General features: G+C 70.2%; 19 protein-coding genes. 11 read left to right on the top strand and 8 right to left on the bottom strand.

Features of this window, described 5'->3' with window-relative positions:
- Nucleotides 1-11 precede the first annotated feature (11 nt).
- Nucleotides 12-1,643: an apolipoprotein N-acyltransferase gene (lnt, locus tag QQ657_RS26170; RefSeq protein ID WP_284744896.1), complete on the top strand. Its 1,632-nt coding sequence runs from the start codon at nt 12-14 to the stop codon at nt 1,641-1,643.
- A 26-nt stretch (nt 1,644-1,669) separates the two neighbouring features.
- Complete coding sequence (locus QQ657_RS26165) at nt 1,670-2,437, top strand: polyprenol monophosphomannose synthase (RefSeq protein WP_284744895.1); 768 nt, start codon at nt 1,670-1,672, stop codon at nt 2,435-2,437.
- On the opposite strand, the gene QQ657_RS26160 is transcribed toward QQ657_RS26165, so the two are convergent.
- On the bottom strand, nt 2,424-3,170 hold the full coding sequence (locus QQ657_RS26160) for a class I SAM-dependent methyltransferase (RefSeq protein WP_284744894.1): 747 nt from the start codon (nt 3,168-3,170) through the stop codon (nt 2,424-2,426). The two genes, QQ657_RS26165 and QQ657_RS26160, sit on opposite strands and share 14 nt — an antisense overlap.
- A 35-nt stretch (nt 3,171-3,205) precedes the next feature.
- Between QQ657_RS26160 and QQ657_RS26155 the strand changes: the two genes are divergently transcribed.
- Complete coding sequence (locus tag QQ657_RS26155; protein ID WP_284744893.1) at nt 3,206-4,000, top strand: PIG-L deacetylase family protein; 795 nt, start codon at nt 3,206-3,208, stop codon at nt 3,998-4,000.
- On the opposite strand, the gene QQ657_RS26150 is transcribed toward QQ657_RS26155, so the two are convergent.
- Entirely contained in the window at nt 3,933-4,682 is a 750-nt protein-coding gene (locus tag QQ657_RS26150; RefSeq protein ID WP_284744892.1) for a DeoR/GlpR family DNA-binding transcription regulator, read from the bottom strand. The two genes, QQ657_RS26155 and QQ657_RS26150, sit on opposite strands and share 68 nt — an antisense overlap.
- Before the next feature lie 48 nt (nt 4,683-4,730).
- Here QQ657_RS26150 and QQ657_RS26145 point away from each other — a divergent pair, with 48 nt between their 5' ends.
- Complete coding sequence (locus QQ657_RS26145) at nt 4,731-5,342, top strand: NUDIX domain-containing protein (RefSeq protein ID WP_284744891.1); 612 nt, start codon at nt 4,731-4,733, stop codon at nt 5,340-5,342.
- A 185-nt stretch (nt 5,343-5,527) separates the two neighbouring features.
- On the opposite strand, the gene QQ657_RS26140 is transcribed toward QQ657_RS26145, so the two are convergent.
- From QQ657_RS26140 to QQ657_RS26130, 3 genes are all read right to left on the bottom strand, one after another.
- Nucleotides 5,528-5,875, bottom strand: a complete 348-nt coding sequence (locus QQ657_RS26140; protein WP_003081521.1) for an RNA polymerase-binding protein RbpA — start codon at nt 5,873-5,875, stop codon at nt 5,528-5,530.
- A 226-nt stretch (nt 5,876-6,101) separates the two neighbouring features.
- Nucleotides 6,102-6,866 (bottom strand): thymidine kinase, encoded by a 765-nt coding sequence (locus tag QQ657_RS26135; protein WP_284744890.1) that lies wholly within the window; start codon nt 6,864-6,866, stop codon nt 6,102-6,104.
- 102 nt (nt 6,867-6,968) lie between these two features.
- The gene (locus QQ657_RS26130; protein WP_284744889.1) at nt 6,969-8,369 is read right to left on the bottom strand and encodes an MFS transporter; all 1,401 of its coding nucleotides are present in this window, start codon (nt 8,367-8,369) and stop codon (nt 6,969-6,971) included.
- A 245-nt stretch (nt 8,370-8,614) separates the two neighbouring features.
- On the opposite strand from QQ657_RS26130, the gene QQ657_RS26125 reads away from it, so the two are divergent.
- Nucleotides 8,615-9,283: a transglycosylase family protein gene (locus QQ657_RS26125; protein WP_284744888.1), complete on the top strand. Its 669-nt coding sequence runs from the start codon at nt 8,615-8,617 to the stop codon at nt 9,281-9,283.
- Nucleotides 9,284-9,286: 3 nt separating this feature from the next.
- Here QQ657_RS26125 and QQ657_RS26120 read toward each other — a convergent pair whose 3' ends face one another.
- Entirely contained in the window at nt 9,287-10,078 is a 792-nt protein-coding gene (locus QQ657_RS26120; protein WP_284744887.1) for a glycerophosphodiester phosphodiesterase family protein, read from the bottom strand.
- A gap of 66 nt (nt 10,079-10,144) precedes the next feature.
- Between QQ657_RS26120 and QQ657_RS26115 the strand changes: the two genes are divergently transcribed.
- Complete coding sequence (locus QQ657_RS26115) at nt 10,145-10,525, top strand: hypothetical protein (protein ID WP_284744886.1); 381 nt, start codon at nt 10,145-10,147, stop codon at nt 10,523-10,525.
- 140 nt (nt 10,526-10,665) lie between these two features.
- Entirely contained in the window at nt 10,666-11,727 is a 1,062-nt protein-coding gene (locus QQ657_RS26110) for a tryptophan dimethylallyltransferase family protein (protein ID WP_284744885.1), read from the top strand.
- Here QQ657_RS26110 and QQ657_RS26105 read toward each other — a convergent pair.
- Nucleotides 11,673-12,680, bottom strand: a complete 1,008-nt coding sequence (locus tag QQ657_RS26105; RefSeq protein ID WP_284744884.1) for a tyrosine-type recombinase/integrase — start codon at nt 12,678-12,680, stop codon at nt 11,673-11,675. The genes QQ657_RS26110 and QQ657_RS26105 overlap by 55 nt on opposite strands.
- Nucleotides 12,681-13,249: 569 nt before the next feature.
- On the bottom strand, nt 13,250-14,014 hold the full coding sequence (locus QQ657_RS26100) for a MurR/RpiR family transcriptional regulator (protein WP_284744883.1): 765 nt from the start codon (nt 14,012-14,014) through the stop codon (nt 13,250-13,252).
- A 208-nt stretch (nt 14,015-14,222) separates the two neighbouring features.
- Between QQ657_RS26100 and QQ657_RS26095 the strand changes: the two genes are divergently transcribed.
- From QQ657_RS26095 to QQ657_RS26080, 4 genes are read left to right on the top strand one after another with little or no spacing between them, the layout of a single operon-like run.
- Nucleotides 14,223-15,335: a C45 family autoproteolytic acyltransferase/hydrolase gene (locus QQ657_RS26095; protein WP_284744882.1), complete on the top strand. Its 1,113-nt coding sequence runs from the start codon at nt 14,223-14,225 to the stop codon at nt 15,333-15,335.
- Between the two features lie 11 nt (nt 15,336-15,346).
- On the top strand, nt 15,347-16,987 hold the full coding sequence (locus QQ657_RS26090; protein WP_284744881.1) for an ABC transporter substrate-binding protein: 1,641 nt from the start codon (nt 15,347-15,349) through the stop codon (nt 16,985-16,987).
- A gap of 3 nt (nt 16,988-16,990) precedes the next feature.
- Nucleotides 16,991-17,941 carry an ABC transporter permease gene (locus QQ657_RS26085; RefSeq protein WP_284744880.1) on the top strand — a complete coding sequence of 317 codons (951 nt, stop codon included), beginning with the start codon at nt 16,991-16,993 and terminating at the stop codon, nt 17,939-17,941.
- Nucleotides 17,938-18,789 (top strand): ABC transporter permease, encoded by an 852-nt coding sequence (locus tag QQ657_RS26080; RefSeq protein ID WP_284744879.1) that lies wholly within the window; start codon nt 17,938-17,940, stop codon nt 18,787-18,789. Before QQ657_RS26085 ends, QQ657_RS26080 begins: the two co-directional genes overlap by 4 nt.
- The last annotated feature ends 1 nt before the right edge of the window (nt 18,790 follow it).

The following is an 18,790-nucleotide window of genomic DNA, read 5'->3' as shown; positions in this document are numbered from 1 at the left end:
AGTTGTCACCCGTGGCAGTCACCGTGGCGGACCCCGAACCGGGCGCCCCGCACCAACCCGCCCGCACCCGGCGGTTCCCGCGAGCCGGGCTGCTGCGCCTGGCCGGCGCGCTGGTGTCCGGGTTCGCCTACTACCTCAGCTTCGCCCCGCGCCCGCTGTGGTGGCTCGCGCCGCTGGCGTTCGCCGGGTTCGCGCTCGTGCTGCGCGGCCGCCGCAGCTTCCGCGGCGCGTTCGGCTACGGCTTCGCGTTCGGGTTCGTGTTCTTCCTGCCGCTGCTGACGTGGCTGCTGGACTTCCTCGGCCCCGACTTCGGGCCGTGGCCGTGGCTGGGCCTGTCGTTCGCGCTGGCGCTCTACTACGGCCTCGCGGGCGGCCTCATCACGTGGGTGTCGCGCCTGCCTGCCGGGCCGCTGTGGGCCGCGCTGGTGTTCATCGCGCTGGAGACGCCCCGCGCGTGGTTCCCCTTCGGCGGCTTCCCGTGGGGCCGCGTCGCGTTCAGCCAGCCCGAAGGCGCGTTCCTGCCGCTCGCCTCGATCGGCGGCGCACCGCTGGTCGGCTTCGCCGTCGTCCTCAGCGGCTTTTGCCTCGCCGCCCTCCTCGGACGGCTCTGGGACGGCCGTGAGGCGCTCACCGCGGCGCTGCGGACCCGCCCGGCCGTCTTCGCCGCCACCGGCACGCTGCTGCCCGTGGTGGCCGGCCTGGCGCTGTGGCCCACCGTCGGCACCGGCGCGCAGGACGGCGAGCTCACCGTCGCGACCGTGCAGGGCAACGCGCCGGACATCGGCCTGGCGCTGCAGGGCGAGCGTGACGTGCTGCGCAACAACACCATCGCCGAGAGCGAACGGCTCCTCGACGCCATCCACGCCGGCAAGGTCCCGAAGCCCGACCTGGTGCTGTGGCCGGAAAGCGCGACGACCGTCACCGGCCCGGATCCGCAGGTCGACCAGCTCGTCGCGAACTTCGGCGTGCCCGCGCTGATCGGCGCGATCTACGAGCTGCCCGACCGGCACCTGCAGAACTCCGTCATCGCCTGGGACCCGCACACCGGGCCCGGGCAGCGCTACGCGAAGCAGCAGCTGGTGCCCTTCGGCGAGTACGTGCCCGCGCGCAAGCTTGCCGAGCTCGTCACGCCGTTCCTCGACTCCGAGACCGTCGACATGGTCCCCGGCGACGGCACGAACCAGACCATGACCGTCGCTGGCACCAAGGTCGGCATGTTTGTCTGTTACGAGGCCGCGTTCGACTACCCGGCCCAGGACGCCGTGCGCGACGGGGCCGAGCTGCTCGTCGTGCCGACCAACAACGCCTGGTACGGCGAGAGCGAGATGAGCGTCCAGCAGCTGGCGATGTCGCGGCTGCGGGCGGTCGAGCACGGCCGCTCCGTCGTGGTGTCCGCCGTCTCAGGAGTGAGCGCGATCGTCGCCCCCGACGGGACGGTTACCAGCTCAACCGGCCTTTTCACCGCCGATTCCCTGGTCGGGCGCGTCCCGCTGCGGACGCAGACTACGCTGTCGGATCGACTCGGTGCGTGGACGGAGTACGGGCTGCTGGCACTGGCGATCGCCGGGGTGGCCGGCGGGCTCGTGCTCCGTTTTCGCACCCGGCGCGGCAGCGCCGGCACGGCAGGGGAAGCGGCGGACTGACCGCCGCGGATATCGGAGGAGCACGGATGTCGCAGGCGCCGCGGGGGGCCCGGGAAATCGAGCCGGTGCTGGTGGTGATCCCGACGTACAACGAGCGGGAGAACCTCGGCCCGATCCTGGATCGCCTGCACAAGGTACTCCCGGACGTGCACGTACTGGTAGTGGACGACGGCAGCCCGGACGGCACCGGCGAACTGGCCGACGAGCGCGCGGCCGCGAACGAGAACGTCCACGTCATGCACCGGACCGAGAAGGCGGGGCTGGGGGCTGCCTACATCGCCGGGTTCCGCTGGGGCCTGGCGCGGGAGTACAACACGATCGTCGAGATGGACGCCGACGGCTCGCACGCACCGGAGGACCTGCCGCGGCTGCTGGACGCCGTCGGTGACGCGGACCTGGCCATCGGGTCGCGGTACGTGCCGGGTGGCGCGGTGGTGAACTGGCCGCTGAAGCGCCAGGTCCTCTCGCGCGGCGCCAACGTCTATTCGCAGCTCGCGCTGGGCATGCGGACCCGCGACATCACGGCCGGTTTCCGCGCCTACCGGCGTCCGGTGCTGGAGAAGCTGGCGCTGGACGAAGTCAACTCGCACGGCTATTGCTTCCAGATCGACCTGACGATCCGCACGGCCGAAGCCGGGTTCGAGATCGTCGAGGTGCCGATCACCTTCACCGAGCGCGAGATCGGCGAGTCGAAGATGGACGGCTCGATCATCCGCGAGGCGTTCCTGCGGGTGGCGAAGTGGGGCGCCGAGCGCCGTTGGCAGCAGGTCCGGCGGCTGCTCAAGCGCGGCTGACCCGCGCGGTCACGATCCACGTCCGGGCGCCCAGCAGCACACCGTCCGGGGTCTCGTACGCCGTGAACGCCTCCCGCAGGCGGGTCGCGGCCTCGTCGGTGGGCCGCAGCTCCTGGACGTCCTTGAGACCGAGGGCGAACTCGCACGCCGTCGCGGCGTCGGGCCCGTAGCAGACGGGTTCGCGCAGCTCGGTGAACTCGACGTCGCCGAAGCCCGCGGCCCGCAGCAGGGCGTCGGTGTGGTCCCGGTCGCCGAGGGAGAAGTGCGGCCCGCCCGGTGGCGGGGTGGTGCCGGGCGCGACGGCGTCGTGCAGCACCGAGTACCACTCGTTGCGGGCCCGCTCCTGCCACACCAGCAGCACCAGGCGCCCGCCGGGCCGCAGCGCGCGGGCGAGGTTGGCGAACGCCGCGGGCGGGTCGGCGAAGAACATCGCCCCGAAGCGGCTGAGCACGACGTCGAACGCCGCGGCCGGGAACTCGCGGGCCTGCACGTCGGCGACCTCGAAGCTCGCCCCGCCGAGCTCGCGGGCCTTGCCGATCGCCTGCTCCGAGACGTCGACGCCCAGCGCGTTCGCGCCCGCCTGAGCGGCTTCGCGGGTGGACTCGCCGGTGCCGCAGCCGACGTCGAGGACGTCCTCGCCCGGCTGGACGGCGGCCGCGGCGCGGAACCGCTCGTTGTGCGGCCGGACCTCGGCGTCGAACAGCGCCGCGAACCGGACCCGGTGCTCACTCACGTCGTTTTCTCCCGTCATCGGCCATCATGGGGCCGATGACGACCATCGTGGCCTTCCACGCCCACGCCGACGACCCCGTCCTGCTGAGCGGCGGCACTCTCGCCCGCGCGGCGGCCGACGGGCACCGGGTGGTGGTCGTCGTGGCCACCGACGGCATGGACACCGAGCACCCCACGGCCCGCTGGCGGGAGCTGGAGGCGAGCGCGGCGATCCTCGGCGTGCGGCGCGTCGTGCACCTCGGGTACGCCGACAGCGGGCACGGGCCCGAGCTGTACCCGGATCCGCCCGGCCGGCAGCGCTTCGCCCGTGCGGACACCGAGGAGGCCGCGCACCGGCTCGCGGCGCTGCTGCACGAGGAAAAGGCCGATCTCCTGCTGGGTTACGACCCCAACGGCGGCTACGGCCACCGCGACCACGTCAAGGTCCACGAGGTCGCCCGGCGGGCGGCCCGGCTGACCGGGACGCGGCTGCTGGAGGCGACGATGCCGCGCGACACCGTCGTCCGGCTCGTCCGGGTGGTCCGGGCGCTGCGGATCCCGTTCCGGTACGACCACGCCGCTTTGGGCGGGCTCTACAGCCCGGCCTCGGCCATCACCCACCGGTTCGACGTGCGGCGGTTCGCCGGGCGCAAGCAGGCGGCGCTGGCCGCGCACGTGTCCGACGTACGCGGCAGCGGGCGGTTTTCGGCGGTGCTGCGGGTGCTCGTGTGGCTGCCGGCGCCGGTGTTCGCGCTCGTGGCGGGCAGCGAGTGGTACGCCGAGGTCACGGGAACGCGACCCCGATCGCTGCAAGTTTCTGCACGTTCTGGTCGGAGCGGTCGGCGTCGGTGATGACGCCGGCGATGTCGGCGAACGGCAGCACGGTGAAGCGTGACGCCGCCCCGAGCTTCTCGGCGCTGGCCAGCACGTAGGTGTCGGCGGCGCGGCGGGCCAGGGTGCGTTTCATCGCGGCTTCCTCGGCGTCGCCGGTCGTGAGCCCGGCGTCGGGATGGACCCCGGTGACGCCGAGCAGGAAGACGTCGGCGCTGATCGCCTGGGCGGCCTCGGCCGCGGCGGCGCCGCAGGTGACCGCGGAGTGCCGGAACAGCCGCCCGCCCAGCAGGAAGACCTCGATCCCGGGGTGGTCGAGCAGGGCGACGGCGACGGTCGGGCTGTGGGTGACGACGGTGGCCTCGAGGTCGGTCGGCAGGGCTTTGGCGACGGCGAGGGTGGTGGTGCCGCCGTCGAGGATGACCGTCGAGCCGGGCCGGACCAGGCCGGCGGCGAGCGCGGCGACCCGGTCCTTGCCGTCGACGGCGATCGCCGTCCGGCTCGCGTAGTCGGCGACGGCGGGGGAGACGGGCAGCGCGCCGCCGTAGACGCGCTGGCAGAGCCCGGCGGCGGCCAGGTCGCGCAGGTCGCGGCGGATGCTGTCCTCCGAGACGCCGAGCTCGGCCGCCAAGTCCTTCGCCAGCACCTTGCCGTCGGCCGCGAGCCGGGCGAGCAGCAGGTCACGACGTTCGCCGACCAGCATGCACAGTCCTCCTTGTTTCTGCCGAATCCTGCACATTATGGTCGGGTCATGACCTCTTCGACAAGCCTGTCCCGCAACCCGCGCGTCCGGGTCACCGACGTGGAGCTGCTGTCGTCGGCCTGGTACGTACTGCGCCGCACGACGTTCGACTACCGGCACGCCGACGGCCGCTGGACGACCGAGCAGCGCGAGACCTACGACCGCGGCAACGGGGCGACCGTGCTGCTCTACGACGCGGCCGGCGGGACGGTGCTGCTGACCCGCCAGTTCCGCTACCCGGTCTACGTCAACGACCACCCGGACGGGATGTTCATCGAGGCGGCCGCGGGCCTGCTGGACGCCGACGACCCGGAGACGGCGATCCGCCGCGAGGCGCAGGAGGAGACCGGCGTCCGCATCGGGGAGCTGGAGCACGTGTTCGACGTGTACACGAGCCCGGGCTCGGTGACCGAGCGCCTGCACTGTTACGCGGCGCCGTACGACCCGGCCGACCGCGGCGAGGGCGGCGGCATCGCCGAGGAGGGGGAGGACATCGAGGTGCTCGAGCTGCGCTTCGACGACGCCCTGAAGATGATCGAGACCGGCGAGATCGCCGACGCGAAGACGATCATGCTCCTGCAGTGGGCAGCCCTGCACGGCCCGTTCCGCCCGCGCGGCTGACCCGGACCAGCCCGCCTCAAAAGTCTTGAATGAGTCATTCAGGACCTCCGAAGACCTGAATGACTCATTCAAGACACGGCACTCGGGGCACCTGCCCGGGCATGCGAAAGGCCCCCGCGGGGGGAGGTCGCGGGGGCCTTTCCGTTGTGGTGGGAGCGGTGGCTACGGGCCGACGCTCTCGGGGCTTACGCGGACCGGGAGGTCCGCCTGCCCTTCAGCTCGGCGAGACGTTCGTTCAACAGGTCCTCGAGCTCGGGGATCGTGCGCCGCTCGAGCAGCATGTCCCAATGCGTGCGCGGCGGCTTGACCTTCTTCTGCTCGGGCTGCCCGCCGTCCACGATCTCCGACTCGCTGCCGTGCAGGCGGCATTCCCAGACCGTCGGGATCTCGGCGTCGTCGGAGAACGGCACCTCGAACTCGTGGTTCTTCGGGCAGGCGTAGCGCACGGTGCGGCGTGGTGCGAGGTCGTGGTTGCGGTCGGTCTCGTAGCTGACCGCTCCCAGCCGGCTTCCACGAAGAACACGGTCGGCCATGATGGGGGTCCTTTCAGTCAGCTCCGGGTGGAGCCTGGGTGATGCTCACCCTATGCAACGACTTGGGGCCCCCGAGGATTCCCGGGATGCCATGTCGTTGCTCACGATGAGCTGCGTCACCCAACGGCATCAGCTTCCTCTAGTAGGAGGCGTTTCGCGCTTCGGCGTGACGTCAATACGGCCTTCTTAGTGCTGATATCCCCCGGATGGGCTACTGGCACCCATGTCAGGTCAACCGTAACTGACCGTGATGGCCAGTAACGGGCCCCAAGTCACCCGATCGGAAGTGGCGGCGACACAATACCTGATAACGCACAGTAGCGTTTTCGACCTCAAAACCGGCCAAAGCTGAAGATTCAACTACGGATTGTTCGGTATCTGCCACCACAACGGTGTCACCTTCCCGCACCACCTCGCCGTCGAGCACCCGCGCGTTGAACCGTCCTGACAGTCCGCACCAGCACAGCACCTCCACCTGAACCGGCTGCAGCTCGTCCGCCAGTTCGAACAGGCGAGCGGCCCCCGGGAACAACCGGCTCCGGAAGTCCGTCGCGATCCCGAAGCAGTACACGTCGATCTCGACCTCGTCGGCCAGCTCCGCCAGCTGGTCGACCTGCCCGGGGGAGAGGAACTGCGCCTCGTCCACCACGACGTAGTCCACGTGCTGCCCGCGCGCCCACTCCTGCCGCACCAGGTCCCGCACGTCGGTGTCCTCGCCGACCTCCACCGCCTGCCGGCTCAGCCCGATCCGGCTCGAGATCTGCGGCGCGCCCGACCGGTCGTGGCGCACCAGCACCAGCCCGTGTCTGCCCTGCCGCGCGTGGTTGTGGTCGATCTGCAGCGCCAAGGTCGACTTCCCGCAGTCCATCGGCCCGTAGCAGAACTTCAATCTGCCCACCGGCGGTGTCCCGCGGCGCGAGCCGGCCGCGGGAACCGACGAGAGGGCGTCGGTCGGATCGGGGCCGGCGGCCCGGTCGTTCAACAAGGTCACGACACCCGACCCTATCGGTGACTGGACACTCGTCCAGGACACCCCGGCACAACACGGCACGAGACCGTCACGGCACTCCGCGTGACAGTCGGCCGAACGCCGTCACAGGACCTCCGGCGGGGTGTTTCCCGCCGCCACGATCGCCCGCCGCACCGGCACCAGCCACACCAGGACCAGCCCCGCCGCGAAGAAGATCACCAGCGCGATGATCGCCAGCCGGAACGACCCCGTCGCCTGCCCGACCCCGGCGAACAGCAGCGGACCCAGCCACGACGTCCCACGCTCGCCCACGACGTAGAGCGAGTAGTACTGCGCGTCCTTGCCCGCCGGGATCATCTGGCTGAACAACGACCGCGACAACGCGTTCGTTCCTCCGAGCACCAGCCCGATCCCCACCGCCACGGCGAGGAACTGCACCAGCTGCTTCGGCTGGACGAAGTACGCCCCGGCCAGCACCACCACCCACAGCACCAGGCTGCCCAGGATCGTCCGCTTCGCCCCGATCCGCCGCGCCACCAGCCCGTGCAGCGTGCCACCCAGGTACGCCACGAACTGGATGACCAGGATCGTCACGATCAGGACCTCGTTGCCGAACTCCAGCTCGTCCTTCCCGTACTGCGCCGACACCGTGACCACGGTGTTGATCCCGTCGGTGAAGACCAGGTAGCTGCCCAGGAACGCCAGCGTCAACGGGTACGCCTTCGCCGCCACGATCGTCTGCCGCAGCTCCGTGAAGCCCGCGCGCAGCACCGACGCCCCTGGCGCGACGTCGACCGGCGTGTGCCGGCGGGGGAGCGCCCGCACCGCCGGGAACGTGAACAGCGCCCACCACAACCCCGAGGTCAGGAAACAGATCTGCACCGCGAGGTCCTTGCTGACCCCGAACGTGTCGTGCCCGAGGTAGAACCCCAGCTGCAACGCCAGCGCCAGCCCGCCGCCCAGGTACCCGAACGCCCAGCCCTTCGCCGAGATGTCATCCCGCTCGTCCGGCCCGCCGATGTCCACCAGGAACGAGTAGTAGACGACCAGCGAACCGCCGTAGCCGATGTTCGCGATGATGAACAGCACCACACCCAGCTGCCAGTCCGAACCGGCGAAGAAGAACATCGCCGCCGCGGCCGCCGCCCCCAGGAACGCGAACCCGGCCAGGATCCGGCGCTTGTTGTGGCTGCGATCGGCCACCGCGCCCGCGATCGGCAGCACCAGCACCTGCACCACCGTCGCCACCGACAGCAGGTAGCCCCACACCGAACCCGCGGGGAAGTGCAGCCCGAACAACGTCACGTCGCAGTTGTGGAGCGTGTCGGCCTTGCCGGCCGCGTCGAGGCAGGCGCGGTCCCCGTTAAGGGTGAAGTTCGACTTCGCGTCCTCGGCCGCGATCGTGCTCATCGAGAGGGCGCCGAACACCGTCGTCGTCGATGAATAGAACGGCGAATTAGCCCAGTCGTAGAAATACCAGCCCCAGCGCTCGCGCTTGGTCGAGCGCGTCCCGGCCAGCGTCATCCACGGCTCCTTCACCTCGAAAACCAGCAGGTCAGCGCGGAGACTACTGGGGGCGTCGCGACACGGGGGACCGGACCACCCGAACCGTGTCCGCTTTGTCGCTTCGTGCTCATCCGCCACTTCCGGGGCAATCACCTTCCGCGCGTGACCGCGTGTCGCTGACTCGTGTGAACAGTGTTTCGTGTGAGACTCAGGCGGGCAGTGTGTCCCTTGTGGTCAGTGGGACACGCTCCTACTGTGCTCCCATGATCCAGAACCGGAGACGCACCACCGCGAGAATCCTCCTTCTCGCCATCGCCGCCTTGGGTCTGCAGCTCACCGTCCCCGCCGTCGCTTCCGCGGACCCCGCGCCGACGGCTTGGGCCAAGCTCCGCATGTGCGAGTCGAGCGGCCGCTACGCCACCAACACCGGCAACGGCTACTACGGCGCCTACCAGTTCGACCTGCCCACCTGGCGCAGCGTCGGCGGCGCCGGCCGCCCCGACCAGGCCGCACCGTCCGAACAGGACTACCGGGCCCTCTACCTCTACCGCATGCGCGGCTGGCAACCCTGGCAGTGCGCCGGCATGCTCAAGCTCGCCGGCGACGCCGACGCCCGCAGCAAGCGCGTCCCCACCTACGCCGACTCCGCCTACATCGGCGGCGGACCCGCCCCCGCACCCACCCCGCCGCCCCCGAGCGGCAAACCGGCCTGGCCCGGCGTCGTCTACCAGTACGGCGACTGCGCCGCCCCGCTCAAGACCTTCCAGCTGCGCATGAACGCCTTCGGCTACGGCTTCACCGGCACCGGCTGCTACTACGACAAGACCCGCACCGCGGTCCTGGACCTCCAGCGCGCCAACGGCATCAAGGACAGCGGCCTGCTCGGCCCCAAGACCTGGGACGCCGCCTGGAACGGCAAACCACCCCGCTGACCCTCACGGCTCCGGCGACCGCTGCCAGGAGCCGCGCTCGATCAGCACCTCGCGCAGCAGATCCGGCCGGTCCGTCACGATCCCGTGCACACCCAGGTCCAGCAACATCCGCATCTCCGCCGGATCGTCGATGGTCCACGTGTGCACCTCGATCCCGGACCGGCCGGCGATCGACAGGAACGCCTTGTCCACCACCCGCAACGCACCCTGCCGCACCGGCACCTGCGCCATCGCCCCCAGCACCAGCCGACCGAGGGGGAGCAGCGGCAGCTTCCCCCGCGCCCACAGCGCGAACGCCGACCGCGGCCCCATCGCCGTCACCAGCTTCGGCCCCGCCAGCTTCCGCAACCGCACCAGCCGCGCGTCCGAAAACGCCGCCGCGGCCACCCGGTCGTGCGCCTTCGTCCGCTCCAGCACCTCCACGAACGGCGTCACCGCCTGATCCGCCTTCACGTCGATGTTGAACCGCGCGTTCGGCAGCTCCTCCAGGACGTCCTCCAGCCGCGACAACGGAGCCTTCCCGCCGATCTTGACGTTCTTCAGCTGCTCCCACGTCTGCGTCGCGATCGGCCCCGACCCGTCCGTCGTCCGGTCCAGGCGCGCGTCGTGGTGCACGACCACCACACCGTCCGCCGTCGCGTGCACGTCCGTCTCCACGTACCGGTAACCCTCGTCGCACGCCCGCCGGAACGCCGGCAACGAGTTCTCCAGCCCCTCGAGCTCATCGAGGTGCCACCCCCGGTGAGCGAAGGCACGGGGGAGCGGATCGGCCAGGTACGGAAACGACGCCTGCATCCCCCAAGTGTGCCCTTCCGCCATGACCCCGGCATGAGCAATCGGTGGCCAGCTAGGGTCTCCGGGGTGAGGGAAGCCGCCGAACTGACCCAGCCCGCCCCGGTAGAGCTCGTTCCGGGACGCCGCGGCGCGCCCCGGCACTGCGGCTGGTGTGGCCGGCGTCTCCCCGAAGGCGGCAACGTCGGCCGCCGGCGCCGCTACTGCGGGCAGTCCTGCCGCCAGCGCGCCTACGAGCGACGGACCGCACTGCAGCGCAGCGGCCTGCCCGAGGACGCCGTCGTGCTGTCCGACACCGAGGTCGCCGCGCTCCAGGACCGGCTGTTCCAGCTCCGGTGCGCCGCCGAAGACATCGTCACCGCGGTCGACGACGGCGCCGACGCGGGGGAACTGCGCGGACTCGCCGACGAAATCGCCCGGGCCGCGAAGGACCTCGAACAGCTCCGCTGACCGGCACCGCCGAGCACATTCGTGCAGATCTTGCACACGCTGTCACCTTGCCCGTACGCAAAGGATCGCCCCCGGCCACCCGCGCCTGAAACCCTGACGCTAAGTGCCCGATCGTGAGCTGAACGTGGGGGTTGATGCGGATGACCGGACGTGCCCGGGCCTGGGCGAGCGTCGACAGCGCGGACACGGCCACGTACCGCGACGTCGTCACGGCACACCTCGCGGCCGCGTTCCGGGCCATCGGCCTCGATCGCGACCCCACCACCTCGCTGATGGGCGACTGGGCGGACCAGCCCGTCACCGAGTTCGACAACCACCACTCGTTCGCCGCGAACGACGGCTCACCCGTCGAGTTCTCCTTCGCGATGACCCGATCCGGCGCCGAAGCACGGATGGGCTTCGAACCACTCGACACCCCCGCGCGCCTGACAGAGCACCACTTCGTCCAGCAGCACACCGGCGACACGACCAGGCTCCACCTCATCGAGGACCTCTTCGCCCCGGCAGGCGGCTTGTTCTCGATATTCTGCGCGACCGCGTTCAGAGCCGAGGGCGATCCGCTGATCAAGGTGTACCTGAACCCCTCCGCCGGCGGGCGGCCCCACCAGGCCGTCGCCGAAGCGATGGACCGCCTGGGACTGACCGCACCCTGGGCACGGCTCGACGACCGCCTCGGTACCGGGTGGTCCGATTCGCCGCACCGGGAGATCGCCGTCTTCGCGCTGGACCTCGACGCCTCGCCGGAAGCCAGGGTGAAGCTCTACCTCCGCCACAGCGGCTGCGAACCCACGGAGGTCGAACAAGTCGCGGCCCTGGCCGAGGACCACCAGCCGGACCTCTTCACCAAGATCCTCACGCGCGTCTACGGCGACTCCACGACCGGTCTCGCGAAAGCGCCCATGACCTGCCTGGCGTTCCGGGGGAGCCGCCCACAACCCGCCTCGGCCACCCTGTACTGCCCGCTCGACCCGAACCTCGGCAACGACGCCGAAGCCGCCACACGCGTGCTGGACCTGCTCGAGATGTCCGGCATCGCGCCCGAGCCCTTCCACGCCCTCGCCACCGCGATCTCCGGACCCGACCTCACCCGCGGACGCCGGCTCAGCTGGCTCAGCTACAAACAGCCCGCCGACCCCGTCGTGACGATCTACGCCGGCCTCGACGGATCACCCGCAGGACCCAACCCGTCCAACGCCCGGTAAGTCCGGTTGCTCGCCGCCGCCGCGCGCTGCTCCCGCCCCGTCGCCTCGATGTAGTTCTGGCTCGTCGCCAAACTCGCGTGCCCCAGCAACGCCATGATCTCCGACGCCGTCGCCCCGTCCTCCGCCAGCCGCGTCGCGAACGTGTGCCGCAACGCGTGCAGATTCGCCCCCGCCGGCACCCGGTCGTGCAACCCCGCCCCCCGATAACACGACTTCACCAGGTACTCCAGCGCACCCCGCCCGATCGGCTCACCCGCCCGGTCCAGCAGCAACGGCGAACCAGGGGAGAACCGCACACTCGAAAACCGCACCCGGCACGACTCCCGGTACCGCTCGATCAGCTCCGCCAGCACCGGCTGCACCGGAATCGACCGATCCCGGCTGCCCTTCCCCTTCACGTGCAACCGCAGCTCACCCGCGCGCCCCACCAGCGACCGCGCCGTCAGCGCCCGCATCTCCGCCGCCCGCAACCCCGCCACCAGCCCCAGCGCGATCACCAGCACGTCCCGCTCCGGCCACGGATCCCGCGCGCGCCGCGAACCCGCGGCCGCCGCCGACAGCAGCTGCTCCGGGGTTTCCTCACCCCGCAACGGTTTCGGCGTCAACGCCGGCGTCCGCGGCCGTGCCACCGCACCCATCGGATTGCCCTCCAGCAACCCGTCCGCCACGCAGAACGTCAGGAACTGGTTCCACGTCGACCAGGCACGCAGCACCGAGCTCTTCGCGTGCCCGTCGGCGAACGCGCCGAACACCGACCGCAGCGCCGGCCCGGTCAGATCGGCGACGTCCAGGTCTTCGGCCGGGCGGCCGAGCTCCGAAACCAGGAGAGTGGTGATCCCGGCGATGTCACGGCGGTAGGCATCGGTGGTGTGCGGGGAGTCCTTGCGGGGCCGGCGGGCCGCGAAGAAGGCTTGCTGGGCCTCGGAAACCTTCATGTGGATCTTGTACAGCACACCACCGACAGTTTCGCTCTTCGGGTCACTTCCGGTTTCATGCATAATGGCGATTATGCATGAAATGTCGGTTTAGTCCGGAACGACCTCCCGGGGGATCCGGGACTCTCTCGGAGACGATTCCAAGCCCGAATCCGCCCTTCGGGCGCGCGTGCCGGGGATGCGCACATATGTTCGACCCGCCACGAGGCTGCTTGAGCCGGCGCCTCACGTCGGGCGGTCGGCCTGTCCGGAGGTCGCCAAAGCAGTCAACTTCGCTGGCTGCCACCTGACGACGCCGCATCTGACTTCCGTAGTTTCGTCACCGTGACGTTTTGAGGTCGGGTGGCGGCGCATCGGTTCCACGGCTTCAGGGGATGCTCCTGCAGCCTCTGAAGGCGCCCTCAGGGCCGCTTGTAGCCCGATGCGGGAGAACGCCGGCGGAGAAACCTCAGCAGGAGCCGTCCTGGCGAACTCGACGCACCTCCCGGGAACCCGGCTTCAGCACCCCTCCCGGCTCTCTGCCGCAGCATGTCCCCAAGTGCCGATAATGTACATTATGTCAAGTAGTCGGCTGGACGGCCTCTCCCTCAGAACCCCATCTGCTGACGCAAGGTCGTGAGCGTGTGCGAGTACTCGACCGTGCTCTCCACGTCCGATACCGCGACCCCCTGGATGAGCGCGTCCGCGACCACCATCGCCGTCGCCGCGTCACCGGTCAGTCCCGTCGGCGAGTGCGGCGCGATGAGCACGACCGAGACCGCGTCCTTGAGCACGTCGGCCAGTTCGGCCGTGACGAGCACGCACTGCGCGCCGACCGTGCGCACGCGGTCCAGGAGCACGTCGAGGTCGATCAGCATGCGGCCGGGGTCGAAGGCGATGACGACGTCGCCGCGTTCGAGGCCGAGCAGGTCGTCGGGCAGGCCGAAGCCGGATGAGCGGATGGTGCGGGCGCGGCGGCCGAGGCGGCGGAGCTTGAAGGTGAGGTGTTCGGCGACGACGAAGGACGCGCCGAAGCCGAACGGCACGATTTCGCGGGCGCCGAGCATGAGTTCGACGGCTTGGCGGTAGGCGTCGGCGGAGAAGCCGTCTCGCATGAGCTTGATCCGATCGAGCCATTCGGCGGTGACCATCTCCCAGACGTTCGGCAGGTCCCCCTTGGTCGCTTCGACGCGGCCGCGGGCGCGGACTTCGGGTGCGGTCTGGTCGGTGAAGGGCCGGGCGATGGCGGATTTGAGTTCGGCGAGGCCGGCGTAGCCGAGGGTTTGCAGGGTCCGGACGACGGTGGCGTTGCTGGTGCGGGTTTCGGTCCCCAGTTCGACGGCGGATCGGTAGAGCAGCTGCTCGGGGGTCATCTCCCCCAGCAGCCGGCAGACCTCTTGAGCTGCTGGGGACAGGTGGTCCCAGTGCTCGCGGATGCGGGCGCGGAGATCGGTGATGCCCTGATTTCGCGTTAACTCTGTTACAACGTGCCCGCTTGACGTATGGTCTCGTTCCATCACGAACGTAATCGTACATCATTACCGCGTTCCGTAATGGGATCTACACGCCAGGAGTAAGCCGATGCCGAGTCCCAGAGTCATCGAGGTCTCGAGCGCCTCCGCGCTCGACCGCGGCAAGCAGTACGGTGCCGAGGCCGCCGACCTCATCGCGGCCGCCATCGCCTACTACCGGGAAAGCTTCGCCCGCCAGGCCGGCCTGAGCTGGCCCGAAGCGCTGGCGCACAGCGCGCCGTGGCGGCTGCTGATCGAGCAGGACTTCCCCGAGATCCTCGAGGAGATGGCGGGTGTCGCCGAGGGTGCGGGCGTCGAGCTGGCCGAGATCGTCGCCCTCAACTGCCGTGGTGAGATCGCCTACGACAACTGGTTCGCCCAGCCCGGTGCCCGGCCGGAGATCGACGGCTGCACCTCCTTCTCCCTCACCGACGGTGCGGCGGGCGACGGTCACGTCTACGCCGGGCAGAACTGGGACTGGCGCCACGCCATCCGCGACACGGTCGTCGTGCTGAAGGTCGTCCAGCCGCCGAAGCCGACGCTGGTCATGCAGCTGGAGGCCGGCCAGATCGGCCGCCACGGCGCCAATTCGCGGGGTCTCGCGCTCAACGCCAACGGGCTGGGCGGGCGGATCGACGACTCGATCGGTGTCCCCCAGACCGTGATCCGGCGCGCGGTCCTCGACTCGGAAAACATCGCCGACGCGCTCAAGACGCTCACGTGGACCAAGGCCCACATCCCGAGCAACGCGCTGCTGACCCACCGGGACGGTTTCTCGATCGACGTCGAGACGACCCCGGCGGGGCACGGCTGGGTGTACCCGGAGGACGGCCTTCTGGTGCACGGCAACCACTACGAGGCCACCGACCCGCCCGAGGCGGACCGCCGGCTGATGTCGCCGGACTCGCTCGTGCGTGTCCCCCGGGCTCGCCGTGGCCTGCGGAAGGCGGCCGGCGCGGAGAAGTCGGTGGACGTGCGCACCGCGATCCACGCGGCGATGTCCGACCACCTCGGCCGGCCCGACTCCGTCTGCGCACACCCCGACGAGCGGGTCCCGGAGCTGGATCAGTGGTCGACCACCCTGTCCAGCTGCGTCGACCTCACCACCGGCGACTACTACATCGCGCCGGGCTCCCCCTGTGAGCACCCCTACGAACTCGTTCCGTTCAACCTGTACCGATGAGGAGCACCACGATGTCCGCATCCTCCCCCAGACACCGGATTCCCGCCGCTGCCGCCTTGTGCGCGGTCGCCGTGCTCTCCGCCGCGTGCGGTGGCTCCGGTCCGTCCGGCGCGGCCGCCGACGCCAAGGCGAACGTGAAGCTGGTCGACGCGACCCCGGCCGCCGCCGGGCAGCTCGACCGGGCCACCTGGCTGGTGGCCAAGGAACCGACCGACCTCGATCTGTCCAACTCGGACGCCAACGACCAGTCCGACCTCGTCATGGCGAACGTCTGCGAACGACTGAACCAGCTGCGGCCGGACATGAGCGTCGGCCCGGGCTTGGCGTCGAAGTACGAGTGGAAGACGCCGACCCAGCTCGTCTTCACGCTCCGGGACAACGCCACCTTCCACGACGGCGCTCCGGTGACCATGGACGACGTCGTGTGGAGCATGCGGCGCAACGCCACCGACGGCAACGCCGAGTCCGACGAGTTCCCGAACGTCGCCTCTTTCGCCCAGACCGGCCCGCACGAACTGACCTTCACGATGAAGCAGCCCGACGCGGTGTTCGTCGAGGCGCTGGCCGGGGACGCCGGGCTGATCCAGGAACGCAAGGTCGTCGAGGCCGAGGGCAAGGCGTTCGGGACGCCGTCGAGCCCGGACGCGTGTTCGGGTCCGTTGCAGCTCAAGGAGTGGAAGCCGGGCACGAGCATCGTGCTGACCCGGGCCGAGCACTACTGGGATCCGGCGAGGGCGTCCAAGGTCGGTGAGGTCACGTTCAAGTGGGCGGCCGACGACGCGATCGTCAACTCGCTGGTCACGGGGTCCGCGCAGGGCGCCTACATCGACAACATCGCCTCGGCGTCCCGGCTGGTCAAGACGTCCGGGATCACCGTGAGCCAGGGGCCGGACACCCGCGTGTGGAGCTACATGGTCACCGAGCGCGGCGGGCTGGCCGATCCGGCGGTCCGGAAGGCGCTCTCGCTGGCCGTCGACCGTGACGGCGTCAACCGCGCGGCCTTCGCCGGGCTCGGGCAGCCGTGGAAGGAACCGGTCGGTTCGGGGGCGTGGGGTTATGAGAAGGCCGCGTTCCAGACGGCCTACGACCAGTTGACCGGCTCCCCCGCCAAGCCGTCCGACGCCGACATCGCCGAGGCGAAGAAGCTGCTCGGTGCAGGCAGCCACCAGCCGATCGTGGTGGCCAGCGACGGGTCGTCGATCCGCGACACCCTGGCCAACGCCCTGGTCGCCGCGGCGCAGCGGATCGGGCTGCAGGCGTCGATCACGCAGATTCCGACCGTGCAGTACGGCGACTTCTACGACAACACCGACCTGCGTGCTCGCGCCGACGTCTACATGGACGACTACTTCGTGTCCAAGAGCGACCCGGTGGGCTTCTACAAGAACGGTGCTTCGAGCTCGAAGGTGCAGTGGGTGCTCAAGGATCCGGCCTACGACAAGCTGGTGCTCGACGGCCGGGCCGCGCTCGACGACGCCGCGCGCGCGAAGATCGCCACTCAGCTCGCGCAGCGGTGGTCGGACGCGAAGCCGTGGATCAGCGCGATCCTCAGCCCCAGCACAGTGGCGCTTTCCGGAAAGGTGACCGGGGTGCCGGCTTCCGGTTCGTACCGCTACTACCCGTGGGCGGCCGACCTGGGCACGAAGGGCTGAGCCGTGGTGACTCTGGCCCGGCGGCTCGGGGCCCTGCTGCTCACGCTGGCCGTCAGCTCGTTCGTGATCTTCGCGGGGATGTTCGCCGCCCCGGGTGATCCGCTGACCTTCCTGATCAAGAACCCCGAGGACCGGACGCCGGACCGGATCGCCGCGGTGCGGGCGGCCTACCACCTGGACGACTCGTTCCCGCAGCAGTACTTCCTGTGGGTCAAGGGTGTCGTGCACGGTGACCTGGGTACGTCGTTCGTCTACAAGCAGCCGGTGGCGGACCTGATGAGCAGCCGGCTGCCGGTCACGGTGCTGCTGGTGGCGATGGCCGCCCTGCTGTTCGTGGTGGCCGGCGTGCTGCTCGGGGTGGTGTCGGCGCTCAGGCGTGGCGGTGTGGCCGACTCGGCGATCACCGGGGTCACGACGTTCCTCACGTCGGTGCCGCACTTCGTGGTGGCGCTGGTGCTGGTGTCGGTGTTCGCGGTGCAGCTGGGCTGGTTCGAGGTGTCCGGCAGCGGCGACGGGTTCGCCGACCGGCTCTACCACCTGACGCTGCCGGCGATCGCGCTGGCACTCGGGGCGCTCGCCGTCGTGTCGCGGGTGACCCGGCAGACGATGGTGGAGCAGCAGAGCCTGGAGCACGTCGAGGTGGCACGCAGTTTCGGGCTGCCGCGGCGCAAGGTCGTCCGGCGGCACGTGCTGCGCAACTCGCTCGGCCCGGTCGTGACGATGTGCGGGCTGATCATCGCGAGCATGCTCGCCGGCACCGTGGTGATCGAGTCGGTGTTCGGCCTCAGCGGTGTCGGCAGCATGCTCGTCGACTCCATCAACGCGCACGACTTCCCCGTGGTGCAGGCGATCCTGCTCTACATGGTGCTGGCGTACATGGTCGTGACGATCGTCGTCGACGTCGTGTACCCGCTGATCGACCCGCGCACGCGGGAGAGGAGTGAGGCGGCATGACCCTCGACGCCCTCGCCGCGCCCGTCTTGGCGGCCCCGCGCCGGCGCCGGGACTGGGCCTTCTACCCCTGCTTGGCGATCCTGGCGCTGGCGGTCGTCGCCGCCGTGCTTTCGCCGTGGGTGACGCCGTACGACCCGGCCGCGACCAGCTTCGACGCGATCTGGGTGCCGCCGGGGTCGGCGCACTGGCTCGGCACCGACCAGCTCGGCCGGGACCTGTTGTCGCGGGTGATCGACGGTGCGCGTCCGACGCTGCTGGGTGCCATCGCCCTGCTCGCGCTGGCCACGGCGCTGGGTGTCCTCATCGGACTGACCGCGGCCTGGCACCGCGGCTGGGTCGACGTGCTGCTCGCCCGCGTCACCGACGTCATGTTCGCGTTCCCCGGCCTGCTGTTCGTGATCATGATCATCGCGGTGTTCGACAGCGGGACGGTCACCGCGGTGCTGGGCATGGGCTTGGCCTACGCGCCGGTGATCGCGAAGTTCACCCGGGCCATCGCGCTGGAAGAGCTGGCCCGGCCCTACGTCGACTCCTATCGGCTGCAGGGTGCGGGCGGGTTCGAGCTGTGCCTGCGGTACGTGCTGCCGAACATGGTGCCGACGCTGCTCGGGTACCTCGTCGTGTTGTTCGGCGACGGCCTGATGAGCCTGGCGACGTTGAACTTCCTCGGGTTCGGTTCGCAGCCGCCCAGCTCGGACTGGGGCCTGATGGTCGAGGAGAGCCGCACCGGCGTGATCCAGGGCGTGCTCGGGCCGGCGCTGGTGCCGGGGCTGACGATCGCGATCGTCGTGGTGGCGACCAACGTCGTCGGCGTCCGGCTGTCCGACAAGCTCGCGGTGAGGAGGTAGG

The organism is Amycolatopsis ponsaeliensis (assembly GCF_030182635.1).
Lineage (GTDB): Bacteria > Actinomycetota > Actinomycetes > Mycobacteriales > Pseudonocardiaceae > Amycolatopsis > Amycolatopsis ponsaeliensis.
Note: the sequence above shows the minus strand (reverse complement) of the source record. Positions and strands in the feature narration are given on the sequence as shown.

Coding starts and splice junctions, on each gene's coding strand:
- QQ657_RS26110 (WP_284744885.1), top strand. CDS start 10,666: ATGACCGGACGTGCCCGGGCCTGGGCGAGCGTCGACAGCGCGGACACG.
- QQ657_RS26125 (WP_284744888.1), top strand. CDS start 8,615: ATGATCCAGAACCGGAGACGCACCACCGCGAGAATCCTCCTTCTCGCC.
- QQ657_RS26090 (WP_284744881.1), top strand. CDS start 15,347: ATGTCCGCATCCTCCCCCAGACACCGGATTCCCGCCGCTGCCGCCTTG.
- QQ657_RS26130 (WP_284744889.1), bottom strand. CDS start 8,369: ATGACGCTGGCCGGGACGCGCTCGACCAAGCGCGAGCGCTGGGGCTGG.
- QQ657_RS26080 (WP_284744879.1), top strand. CDS start 17,938: ATGACCCTCGACGCCCTCGCCGCGCCCGTCTTGGCGGCCCCGCGCCGG.
- QQ657_RS26120 (WP_284744887.1), bottom strand. CDS start 10,078: ATGCAGGCGTCGTTTCCGTACCTGGCCGATCCGCTCCCCCGTGCCTTC.
- QQ657_RS26095 (WP_284744882.1), top strand. CDS start 14,223: ATGCCGAGTCCCAGAGTCATCGAGGTCTCGAGCGCCTCCGCGCTCGAC.
- QQ657_RS26140 (WP_003081521.1), bottom strand. CDS start 5,875: ATGGCCGACCGTGTTCTTCGTGGAAGCCGGCTGGGAGCGGTCAGCTAC.
- QQ657_RS26145 (WP_284744891.1), top strand. CDS start 4,731: ATGACCTCTTCGACAAGCCTGTCCCGCAACCCGCGCGTCCGGGTCACC.
- QQ657_RS26100 (WP_284744883.1), bottom strand. CDS start 14,014: ATGACCCCCGAGCAGCTGCTCTACCGATCCGCCGTCGAACTGGGGACC.
- QQ657_RS26155 (WP_284744893.1), top strand. CDS start 3,206: ATGACGACCATCGTGGCCTTCCACGCCCACGCCGACGACCCCGTCCTG.
- QQ657_RS26165 (WP_284744895.1), top strand. CDS start 1,670: ATGTCGCAGGCGCCGCGGGGGGCCCGGGAAATCGAGCCGGTGCTGGTG.
- QQ657_RS26150 (WP_284744892.1), bottom strand. CDS start 4,682: ATGCTGGTCGGCGAACGTCGTGACCTGCTGCTCGCCCGGCTCGCGGCC.